Raw genomic sequence first — 12327 nt, 5'->3', positions numbered from 1 at the left:
GGATTTTCACATGAAGGGCTCACATTCCAGGCTCAGTTTTCAAGAGGCGCACCGCTACTCCAACGTGGCACACGTCCAAGGCGCGATGATTACCGATGCCGACCTAACCGAGGCCGCTCAAATTCATCAAGACCGCGATGAAGCCCAAGGCGCCGCATTTGCTGGCTCGGGCATCCCCGCGGCTGGGGGCATGGTAACCTTGCAAGATGATGGCCGTGTGCAGTTGTCTGCTGGCACCGTGTTTGCACAAGGAAAGCAAGGCCATTTCCGCTTGAACGAGAAGCTGAGCTCCACCGAGCAGCTCCCCGAAGTCTTCGCCCATCAAATCGACTTACCCCAAGGCCCAAATATCACCAAGGGATTGGTCTATGTCGACCTGTGGGAGCGGCCTGTCATGGCATATGAGGCCCCCTATTTGGCCGATGCTGGGCTTCACGGCGCGGAGACATCTTACCGGACGCAAACCATGGTGCAGGTCAAATCGCTGCCTGATGTAAATCAGCTCAGCGAGCTGCCCAAATTTTTCCTGCACCACCCTGCGTTCATGCCGCACGGGGATGCCCGCCTTAGCATTCAACTTGCAAAAGCAGCGACTGAGCAGGATGCATGCGACCCCTGCGCAGATCAAATTAGTATCGAGAACCTTCTTCCCAATGCCTTGATCCGTGTTGAAATTTTATCGGTGGAGCGTGATAAAAGCGGCGCGGCGACCTCCCTTCGCTTGGCATGGTCCTCCGAGAATGCCGAAGCGATTGAGCCGATTGAAACCCGCACCTTGCTCCAGCGAAGTGACGCGGTTTACGAATATTTCTCCTTGGCGACGGAAACTCAGCTCGGGTATTTCCACAACGATCACAAACCATTGCGTGGAGCTTTCTCCTCCGATCTGCAATCCGAGACCCCGTCCGACCCCACGCTCAATGCTGAAGAAAAACTGGGCTATACCCATGTGCGCAGGTGGGACGGCATGGTTCAAGTGGCTCTCAACACCCGCGGTCGGCCTGCGGGGCCTAGTGCTGCCACCGCGAAGCCAACAGTCACCACCGCCAATATCACCTTGGACACCGAATTCTTTAAACTCACGTTGGAGCATGACGACGCACAGATAATTGCTGGCGACTACTGGCTGGTCGATTTGCGCCGTTACGCCCCCGAGGACGAGCAAGCGTTGCTCAACGGGCAACCATTGGGCCAACCACAGCCGCCACTGGGTATCACGCATCACTTCTGCCCAATCGGGTTTTCCGACGGCGAAACAATTCAACCCTTGCCCGATACGCTCCGCCGTCGCATGTCGTTCCCGACACTCACCGACATTCCCGCAACCCATGTCGGCTATGATGCCAATCCAGAGTGCGATCTATTGGGAGACACCAACAACGTCCAACAAGCCCTTGATCGTGTGTGTGAAATTGACGCCACGCATGTTGGATTCACTCCGTCAGATAAAGATTGTGAAAGCCTTGGCGACGCCAAATCGGTCGATGAGGCGCTGAACGCTTTGTGTAAAGCGGACAACAATAAACAGCTAAAGCTGATGCTGCGCACCATGATGGATTGGGGCGTGGTTTGTGGCCTGTCTGTCGGCCTTGGCAACAAAGGGATTGAGGTCAGCGGCGGCGTGGCCTTGGACCGCACAGGCGTGCTGCATGAGATCCGCCCCGAGACCGTCTTGCTTGAGAAATTTGACGAAAAGCAGCTCCTTCCCGATGCAGAGACCTTCAAAGACCTCAAAGGCCGCAATCAAGAGGTGTGTCTGTCGCTTGGCATTCGCGGCGATGATCAGGCGTATTTCCTATCCCCAGCCTATTTGGTCAACGACCAGAATGAGCTGACATTGGATGAGCAAGTCAACGCATGTCTCAAGGGGAAAGGCAGCCTGACCCAAAGCGAGTTGTTTGCAAGCCTGTCCAAGAACCCCAAAATGGTCGCGGTCCTGACGAAGCTACATGTGTGTCTTCGCAATGATATCAGGCCCCTCCCGGACATGACGTTTAACGGGGCCGAGATTAAGCTCGCCAACGCATTTCTTGAAGACTTGATCAAGGAGTACCAAAATAGGTTGAAAGCCACGGGCGACCCGCTAGCAAAAGAAAAAGCGAACGACCTACGCGAGATAAACGAGGCGTTGGACCTAGAGTTGAAAAACTCTGGCCTAAATGGATCATCTGACCAGCTGACGCTCGTCAGTAGCACCCTGAAATACGCCGCGATCATGAAGAAAGACGAGGAGTTCCGCCTAGACTGCTTATGCGCCAACGTCGTGCCCGACTGCCCCGCACAAGAGGAAGGTTGGACGCTGGTCCCATTGGCCTGCGTGGACATGGTGAGCTTCGATCCTGGGAGATTGAGCGCAAAAGACATCAGCATGATGTGGTGCCGCAAGCAGGCCAACACACCGCGCAGCCATCGCTACTATAATGGCGATATGGTCGGCCAGATTTTGTCGGGCTTCAAAGAACTTTGCTCTGAGGAACAGTTAAGAAACGACAACGGCCCATCGTCACGCCTTCGCCGTTGGCTACGCGAAGCGGGGCAAGCGCCTTGGGACCCGCCACAATCCACGCCGTATTGGCCCGCAAAACCCACTTACGGAGGAGCTGCAATGTACGGCTCCTCAACTGGGACAGGGTTTTCCGTGCTCAATACATGGCAACGCGCGGATAACCCGACAATCTTGAACGTGACAGGGATGACCAGCCAAGACGCACAAGAACACTTGAAAGGAGCGGGCTTCGATCTACTGGAGGTTTTGAGCACTTCAAACATTGGTCAACTCGTAGAGCTTGCAGGCAACGCACCGCTCCTCAACCGCCGCCCTCAGGCCGGTGATGGGGTGGTGTTAATTGTTGATCAAAATGAAAAGGAAAGCCGCGCCGTTGAGTTCATCGTGATCAAGCAAAAAACGAACTTTTTCGACCTTAAAAAATTCGGAGCGCAGATTGCGGACGGCCTGAAAAACATCGCTGAACCCCAAAAAGAAATCTCGTTGAAAGACATCAAAATCACTCCTCAAGACGTCAAGCAACCTGACCCCAAACCAGCAAAGAACCCGCCCAAAGGCAAAGACATTGGAAAAACGCAAACTGACCTCGTTAAGGACCGACCCAAGACAGAAATCCTAGAGGTCAAAAAGACCTTGGAACGGAAGGACATCAAGTCGGCGCTAGACACCCGACCGATAAAGAAAATCCCGTTAAAGGTTGAGCCCAAACCCAATCCCAAGATCAAAGCAGATCAGGTGGGAAAACGCGATAAGACGACCAACACGGCCAAAAAAAACGGTGAGACGGCGGCGGCCAAAAAAATTGGCAAGGTTAGTCTTGGAACCAAAGGGCGCGGCAGCCGCCGCAAGCCCAAACGTTAGGGGCTTGGGGTGAACGCAAAGTCGCGCATTGTGACTAGGACCGCTCGGCCCGTCCGGCCGAGTGTTCCTGTTCGCCCGCCGGCGCCGGTCGTGCGCCCCACAACCTTGCTACAACCTGCATTGATCGTTGGCGCGTCAAACGACCCTGCCGAACACGAAGCCGAAGCCATGGCCGCCCGCGTCGTTGGGGCCTCTGCACCTGCCCCGACACTCGCCGCACCCAACACACCTGCAAACGCAGCCCCCTTGAGGCGCGATGCTGAGGCCCAACCCAACTTGGACGAGTTAACCCCAGTACCTGCCCCAACTGAGCAACAGGATTTCGATCTTCCAACAGAAAACGACGTATCCACCGACGGCTTGGACGCCTCCGATATGGCGGAATTGGAAAGCGGCGACCCCGTTGACAGCAATGGCGAGGGTGAAGTTCAGGCCTTTGCAAATCCTAGGGCCGTGGTCGGGCGCGACGGTGGGGCCGCTCCCGCAGATGTGTCGCGCATCGTTGCCAACCCCGGCCCCGGACGTGCGTTGCCAAGTGGTGTGCGAAAGCGTATCGAGCCACATTTTGGCACGAGTTTCGAAGACGTCCGCCTTCACGACACCCCCGCAGATCAAGATGCCGCCGCGCGCATCGGCGCGCGTGCTTTCGCGCACAAGAACCGCATTTGGTTGGGACGTGGCGAGAGTGCGACGAACACGCGACTAATGGCCCATGAATTAACCCATGTGGTCCAGCAAACCAAAGGCTCTAAGGCACTCCCCTTGAGGCGCGAAATAGCGCAACGCGAGGAGGCAGCGCCCGAGGCCGGTGGCTTTGGCTCAGGCGCGATCGAGAAGTTGGCGCGCTATGTGCCGGGATATTCCTTGATCACGGTCATCATGGGGCGCACGTTGTTTTCCGGCGCACGGGTATTGAAGACCGCGACCAACTTGCTTGGCGGCTTGTTCGGGTTACACCCACTTGGAACCGTATTGTTCGATAAGCTTCGCGAAACCAACATGGTTGAAGAAGCCTTCCAATGGGTCCAATCGCGGTTGAGTGATCTCAATCTGTCTTGGTCGCGGTTGAAAGGCGTGATCGACAAGGCACTTAGCCCGCCCCTAATTGGCGCAAGGAAGTACATCGCAGACTTGTTCGTGCCGCTTATGCGCGACATTGGCACTTTTGTTGTCGGTGTTGGCAAGAAGGTCTTGGAATTCACCGTGCGCGGCGCATTGCGACTGGCCGGTCCGTATGCTGACAAGGTTTGGGCCATCATCCAGCAAGCGGGAGATGTGCTCGACTTGATCATCGAGAACCCGTTGGCCTTCGCGAAGAACCTAATCAAAGCCGTCGTTGGCGGATTCATGAAGTTCGGCGCGAATATACTAACTCACCTGAAGAAAGGCCTGTTGGGCTGGCTCTTCGGGGCGATAGCTGGCGCAGGGATCACCCTACCAGAGAAATTTGATTTCAAGGGGTTGATGTCATTGGTCATGCAAATCCTTGGCCTGACCTACGCCACCTTCCGCGCCCAATTGGTCAAGCAACTTGGCCCTTCCGGCGAGCGCAAGGTGGCGATGATCGAAAAGTCCGTAGAGATCGTTAAGGTGCTTCTAAAAGAGGGCTTCGCTGGCATCTGGCAAAAGATGTTGGAATTGATCGAAAATTTCAAAGCCACGCTCATTGGCGGCATATCCAGCATGGTTGTAACGACGGTGATCAAGGCGGGTATCTCGTGGCTCGCGGGTCTGTCGAACCCCGTGGGGGCCGTGGTAAAGGTCGTCTTAGGCATTTATGATATGATCGTCGCTTTTCTTGAGCGCTTGCAGCAGATCATGGATGTGGCACAGTCAATCTTTTCATCCATTGGCGCCATCGCGCGGGGGCAAACCGAAGCTGCTTCGAACTTTGTCGAACAAACCATAGGTCGGACCGTCCCTGTCGTTATCGCCTTTTTGGCTGCGGCATTGGGGCTTGGGGGGATATCCTCCAAAATCAAAGCTGTCATCACCAAGCTTCAGGCCCCTGTGAAAAAGGCCATGGGCAAAATGATTGCCTTCGTTATTAAAAAGGCCAAAAAGCTGTTTTCCAAGATCATCGGCAAGCTCAATGGTAAACGCAAATTGCCGAGTGTCGGTTTCAAGATCGGCAAAACTCCGCATGAGTATTTTGCCAAAAAATCCGGCAAGAAGATGGTCTTCATGATCGCCTCTGAGGAAGCAACAGAGGAACAAAAGCTGAAAGCCACCAAGGCGGAAGTCGCGAAGATCGAGCTACCAGCAGAGAAGGCAGAGGCGCAAAAACCCCTCGAAGAACTGGATCAAGCCGAGAAAGAAACCGACAAGTTTGAGAACGTCGTGGTCGACAGCGAGAAACAAAACAACCGGCGCATAAATGATAAGGTTGGGGTCTTGCTGACGCGCAACGCGAAAGAAATCCAAGAGGACGCCATGCGCGTTGACGAACAGCTTTCAACCTCCAGCGATCCTGGCGAAGTAAAGCACGCACTGATCCGCGCCGTGCCGCCTCGCATGAAAAGTTTTGAGGGTGTCGCTGCCAGCTACGAAAAACTCAAGGATGTCAAAAAGCAGCAATTCGCCGCCCACCCTGATCTGGCCGGATTTTACGAGCTGGACCACACCATCGAGAAGCAATTCTTCAAGATCGTTTTGGAAAGCCTGCATTTGATCGATCCTGCCAATGCGGCCGCAGGCAAAGACGCAAACGTGCCGGCCAATCCCGGGCGAGCCAAGCGCAATGTTGGCAACGGCCAGCCCAACGACAAAACCGCGCGTGCCGACAAAACCAACAAGTTCTCCTTGGGGCAAATTGGCAAAGCCGGCGGCTCCTTTGAAAAAATTGATGAAAAAGGCAACCAGCTGCCCGCGATTGCCTTGCACCAAACGCTTCACAACCCGAACAAGAGCACCTTCACCGGCGGCCCACAGGCCATCATCCAAGATGCGATCAAATCCGATCCGGACAAGGCCCCTGCCGCGATCACCGCCGCGCTGAAAAAGCAGATGGATATGGAGTACAAAGACATCCTGTCTCGCGCCAAGGCCGATCCGACCATTGACAAGGTCATGGTGCAAAGCATCAAAGAAGGCTTGGACGTCACCTATAAAACCAATGCCGATATCTTCGGGTTTGATATCGCCGCGGGGCCCGACAACAGCGTCGACACAGGTGATGTCTCTTCCAACCTTCAAACCTTCGAGGGGAATGCAAAGATCCCCAACTTTCTGATGGATGAGGGCAGCGGCCGCTTCTACAAAAAACCCCTAGGTGGGATCAAAGGGTACATGGAGAACGACCATATTCTCGACCAAGCCTACCCCAAAAAAGCCCGCGACACGGCCATGCTGCCAGAAGGCAACGCGGACCGCCTTTCGGCCAAAGTCGATGCCGCTTTGGCTGCGCGTGGCACCACTAAAACCACAACAATGAGCCGCAGGCTAGCAAGGCTATCGAATTCTAAATTATACCCCAAGCACAGCAATATCGCGAAGTATGACAATGGCGGAAAAGCGGGCTGGACCGTGGCCATCCACAAAACTTTGAACGAGGAGGTCAAGCAAGACCTCGCCGGGGAAGGCTCCCCCGCCAGCAACGTCGCCAACGCCAGCAAGCAGCAGCCAGAGGCCGCCCTGAACGCCTTTCGCGACTACGTGTTGGAACCCGACGTTGCCAAAGCAAAAACTCATTACGCCACCGGCGCGGCCCTGTCGCAATCCCCTGTAAATGAGGTGCTGGAGACACGCACCCAAACCCATGCGACCTACGTGAAAAACCGCTATGACGCGAACAAAACCCTTGTTTCTAACAGCCAAGGCTCTCCTGGGGGGAACAAGGCCGCGGCGACTGCCATGGCGATCATCATAGGCCGCGCAAGACTAAGCCTGTCCCGCGCATCCACCGAGACAATTCTATTGCTACCCAACCGACCCACGGAACCAAAGGATTGATAAATGCCCCAGCTCACTATCCCACAAGCCTCATCTGAGACCGGTTTCTTTCGTGCCTCCCAAGCGCCTGATAGCAAATATGACCCCTCCGCCATTGGCCTAGCCTTCTCTGGCGGTGGATACCGCGCGACGTTGTTTCATGCGGGGTCCCTGCTCAGGTTAAACGAGTTGGGCATCTTGTCCCAAGCCAGCCGCATCTCTTCGGTGTCAGGAGGCTCAATCACGACCGGCATCCTTGCTATGAACTGGGACAAAATTGATTGGAACGGTGCGTCAGAGGGTGTGGCCACTCATGACGACATGATCCAACACGTCCTGAAGCCAGTTATGGACGCCACCGCTCGCGGCATCGACATTGGTGTATCCGTGCTTGGCTTTGTGCCCGGAATATCCGGCGGCAACGAATTGGCCCGCACATATGACAAACATATTTTCCATGACGTAAAACTGAATGAGATCACCAACACCCGCCGCTTCTTGTTTTGCGCCGCGAACCTGCAGACAGGTGGGTTGGTCCGTTTCACCAAGGACTACGTCGCCGATTGGCAGGCCTTCTTCTCGACCACCAACACGATCAAGTTGAGCCACGCTGTGGCCGCCTCCTCAGGGTTTCCACCGATCTTGGCCCCCATGCGTCTGGATTTGCGCGGTGAGACGGTCACCGCGCCCAAAGGGGCCCGCTACGACTCGATTGCCCTGCGAGAAAGGCCTGTTTTGGTAGATGGCGGGGTTTACGACAACATCGGGTTGGAACCCATTTGGAAACGCTGTGGCATCCTGATTGCCTCCAATGCAGGGTCCAACAATCCCGCGAAAGTTTCACAATTCAGGCTGGGCATGATGCCGCGTGTGCTCTCCACGTTCCTCGACGTGTCAGTCAATTGGCGAGAGCGAATGTTGGTCAACATGTACCGCAATGAGTTGGCGGATGGGTTGAAGGAACGTAACGGGGCCTATTGGACCATTAAGACCCCGACCAACCGCTTGGCATGGGATGGCTACAAGGCCAGCCCCGCACAATTGAAATTGGCCGCTGACATGGCCACGCGACTTAAGAAATTCCCGATTGAGACCCAACACGCTGCGGTACTGGCCGGATATTCCTACACCGATGGCACTATCCGCAAATATTTGCGCCCCGATGCACCTGCACCACAAGCCAAGCCGGTGTTGCCATGAATATAGATTTTCGCCCCCCGCGTAAGCTGAATGTCTTCGCCTTTGATCCCTCCACCGCGCGCAGCTTTGCAAACCGCAACGCGCGCACGGTCACGATCACCCTGCCCTATGAGTTGGACCCTCCCGAGCTGAACAAGCCCTTCCTTGGTCCCAAAGGCAACTACGTCGAGGTCGTCGACTTCGATCCAGCCAGCAAGGCTTTCTACGCTCCAATTGACCTGAACGACGATGCGGTGATGTATAGTGATGGGCTGGACCCGTCTCCCGAGAACCCGCAATTCCACCAGCAGATGGTGTACGCCGTCTCGATGAACACGATTGCCAGTTTTGAGGATGCATTGGGCCGTTCAATCCAATGGGCGCCGACAGAGACCAAAACTACTACCCCCAAAGGCGGCAGCCAGTGGAATTACAACTTCACCCCGCGCCTGCGCATCTATCCGCACGCCTTGCGCGAGGCCAACGCCTATTACCACCCCGATAAGAAGGCGCTGCTGTTTGGCTACTTCCAAGCCGGTGAGACAAGCACGGGCGCCCCCGCTGGCACAACGGTGTTTACCTGCCTGAGCCATGACATCATCGTGCATGAGACCGTCCACGCCATTCTAGACGGGTTGCATCCCAAATTTGCCGAGGACGCAAACCCCGACATGCGTGCCCTGCATGAGGGTTTTGCCGACATCATAGCTCTGTTTCAGCTGTTTTCTTTCCCCTCAGTGCTGGAGGATCAGATTGCCAAAACCCGCGGCGACCTGAGTAGACAAAACCTGTTGGGTGAACTCGCCCAAGAGTTCGGCCAATCCGTTGGGCGCGGCTGCGCACTGCGCGACTTTCTTGGCAGCACCAACGAGCATGGGGTGTGGGTCCCAAAAGAGCCCGACCCCTCTGCCCTTCAAAACGCAAGTGGGCCGCACGACAGAGGTGCGGTGCTGGTCGCGGCGGTGTTTCGCGCGTTCTTGACGATTTATAAAACCCGCGTCAGCGATCTATTCCGCATCGCCTCTCATGGCTCGGGCGTGTTGCGCGACGGGGCCATTGATCCAGACCTAAAGCGGCGTCTCGCGGCGGAGGCCGCCCAATGCGCGCGCCGCGTTATGCGTATTTGCATCCGCGCGATGGATTACACCCCTCCGGTCAACGTCAGCTTCGGCGATTACCTTCGGGCACTCATCACAGCTGACCGCGACCTGTTTCCCGTAGATGCCCAAGGATACCGCGCGGCATTTATCGAGGCCTTCGCCTGTTGGGGTATTCTACCAAAGGAGATCAGCAGCGTGTCGGTTCCAGCGCTTTGCTGGCCCACGTTGCGAAATGCCGAAGCCGACCGCCAAGCACTGCGCGGCATATCTGAAGATATGGGATGGTTGGACAAGGTCCATTCCAACCTGGGCCTCATGCTGTCGCAACCTCGCAGGATGCTGTCCCACCTCGCCAGCCCAATGAGCATCAAAGGCGTCGAGCGCCGCAAGCGCTACCAAATTGAAGTAGAGCGCGCGGAGGACGAGGCGCATCGAGTGGGCATGCTCATTCACGAACGCCTCAGCCGGTTCAATCACGCCAGTACCACGATGACGTTGCACGATCAGCCAGCCAACGCCCTTAAGCTGGATGTGAACCTTCTGGAGGTTGACGACAGCCGTGATCGCGAAGTCGTCTATCACGCCTCTGCCCACTACCAAAGGTTGCTGTGGCTGATGATGAATTCCACCAGTTCCGCAAGATTTGCCGAGCTGACCGGACTGACCTTGTCAGAAGATACGCCCCCGACCGTTCGCCGCTCTCTCACAACCGGCCTGCCTTCATTGCATGTGGCCTCCGTGCGGGTTTCGCGCAGGCAAGGTCAACGTGGGCAGCCCGAGCGGGAGTATGTCATCGAGGTCATTCAAACCCGCCGCGGCTATCTGGACCCTGACCGCCAAGCCCATGAGGATGCCCGCGACGTGGACCCCAATGATTCCAAGCGTGCATGCGACTTCAAATACCGCGCTGGCACCACGTTTCTTGTCGATGCACGCAATTTCAACATCCGGCGCTTGATCAGAACCAAACATAGCGTGGACGACCCCGCAGGCCTCGCCGCCTGCCGCGCATATGTGGACGGCACGGACGCGCAGGCTCCCAATGCGTTTCATTCGGGAAGATCGTCTAGCAGCACCGCTTTCACCGACCTGCATCATCCGGCCCATATCAAGGACGGTTTCCAATGAACACCGCCCCATCCCCCCGCATCAAAGCCCCTAGGTCCGGTGTCCGTATCCGTATGTATCGCCAAGGACATGGGGACTGCTTCTTGCTGACCTTTCGTCGAAGCCAAGGCAACACACCGTTCTTCATGCTCATCGATTGTGGTCGCAAGAAAGGCAGCACCCCCGCGGGTTTGAAAGACGCCGATCTGGGCATGGATGATATCATCGATGCGCTTTGGACGGATACAGGTGGCAAGCTGGACGTTGTCGTGGTCACCCATGAGCATGAAGATCACGTGTCAGGCTTTCCTAAGAACGGCGATGATACGCATCCGTTTTCCCGCTTTCACGTAGAGGACCTGTGGCTGGCTTGGACTGAAGACGGCACCGATCAGCTTGCCAATGAGATACGCGAGAAATATGGCGATAAACTTCTGACCTTGGCCTTGGCCCATGAGAAGCTGCGCGCACTCAAGGGAATTGGCGAGCCTGAGGGCATGGCAGACGAAATCGCCGAGTTTCTAGAACTCGAAACAGGTCACACCACTGGCGAGGCGGTGCTAAAAGAAGCAGCCATCGAGATGGGTGTGGCCCCGCGCGACATTCAAGCCGGCCCCGAGACGGCCTTCGCCGCTGCTCTTGGCGTTAAAATTCGTGGGAAACGCTACAAGGAACGCCTCGCGGGGCTGCGTGCGATGGTGAAGGGTGACATTCATTTCATATCTCCCGGTGATCCGCCATTGCCGTTAAAGGGGGTCAAAGGCGTGCGGGCTTTTCCGTTTGGACCGCCTCGCGACCCTAAGTTGTTAACCAGCCTCAACCCGCGCAAAGCCGAGGAATTCCATGTCGGACCTTTCGCATTGGGGGACGTAGGTGCGGGCTTGTTCGCGGCCTTCCAAGGAGGAGAGCACACAGCAAGCTCCTCCCCCTTCGCTCCGCGCTATGTGATCCCGCAAGATAAGATTTTTGAGGGTACGCACGATGCGGAAAACGGTTATATGTCAGAGACATACCTCAACCCTGAAGACGCTGCCCGCCGGATCGATGGGGATTGGATGGGCGATGCGCAGGCCTTGGCTTTGAGGTTGAATTCTGAAGTTAACAACACCTCCCTTGTCCTAGCGTTTGAGTTGGAGAAAAGCGGGCGCACATTGCTGTTCACCGGCGATGCTCAACGCGGATCTTGGGTGTCGTGGTCTGATTTATCTTGGGATATCGACGGGAATACCATCACGGCCAAAGACCTTTTGGCACGCTGCACATTTTACAAAGCGGGCCACCACGGATCACATAACGCCACGCTCAATGGCTCACAAGACAGCCCTCATGCCAACCTGAGTTGGATGGCTCTGGGCAAATACGCGGATGAGTTCGTGGCCATGGTCCCATCCAACAAAACATGGGCGTGGGGCAAAAAGCGGCCATGGCGGCACCCGATGAAGGCCATCGAACAGGCTTTGATCGGCAAATCCAAGTCTCGTGTCTTGATGATTGAACCGCATGAGCCGGAACGCCATGAGGCGCATTCCGGCCCCGAATTCAACACCATGTGGAAGGACTTTGAGAAGGTTGTGAAGGCGGAGCAATTCGCCGTTGAATACAGCGTCGCAGATACGCCAATTTAACTTCAAATACGCATCACAA

Annotated in this window: 5 protein-coding genes; all 5 read left to right on the top strand. The window is 56.0% G+C overall.

What is annotated here, in order from left to right:
* Positions 1–10: 10 nt before the first annotated feature.
* Positions 11–3367 (top strand): DUF6519 domain-containing protein, encoded by a 3357-nt coding sequence (locus ABJN86_RS01290; protein WP_348364619.1) that lies wholly within the window; start codon positions 11–13, stop codon positions 3365–3367.
* Between the two features lie 90 nt (positions 3368–3457).
* The gene (locus ABJN86_RS01285; protein WP_348364620.1) at positions 3458–7318 is read left to right on the top strand and encodes a DUF4157 domain-containing protein; all 3861 of its coding nucleotides are present in this window, start codon (positions 3458–3460) and stop codon (positions 7316–7318) included.
* Positions 7319–7321: 3 nt separating this feature from the next.
* Positions 7322–8497 (top strand): patatin-like phospholipase family protein, encoded by a 1176-nt coding sequence (locus ABJN86_RS01280; RefSeq protein ID WP_348364622.1) that lies wholly within the window; start codon positions 7322–7324, stop codon positions 8495–8497.
* On the top strand, positions 8494–10704 hold the full coding sequence (locus tag ABJN86_RS01275) for a hypothetical protein (protein WP_348364624.1): 2211 nt from the start codon (positions 8494–8496) through the stop codon (positions 10702–10704). Before ABJN86_RS01280 ends, ABJN86_RS01275 begins: the two co-directional genes overlap by 4 nt.
* Entirely contained in the window at positions 10701–12308 is a 1608-nt protein-coding gene (locus tag ABJN86_RS01270) for a hypothetical protein (RefSeq protein WP_348364625.1), read from the top strand. Before ABJN86_RS01275 ends, ABJN86_RS01270 begins: the two co-directional genes overlap by 4 nt.
* The last annotated feature ends 19 nt before the right edge of the window (positions 12309–12327 follow it).

Origin of the sequence: Litoreibacter sp., from assembly GCF_039974535.1 — a bacterium.
GTDB lineage: Bacteria > Pseudomonadota > Alphaproteobacteria > Rhodobacterales > Rhodobacteraceae > Litoreibacter.
Note: the sequence above shows the minus strand (reverse complement) of the source record. Positions and strands in the feature narration are given on the sequence as shown.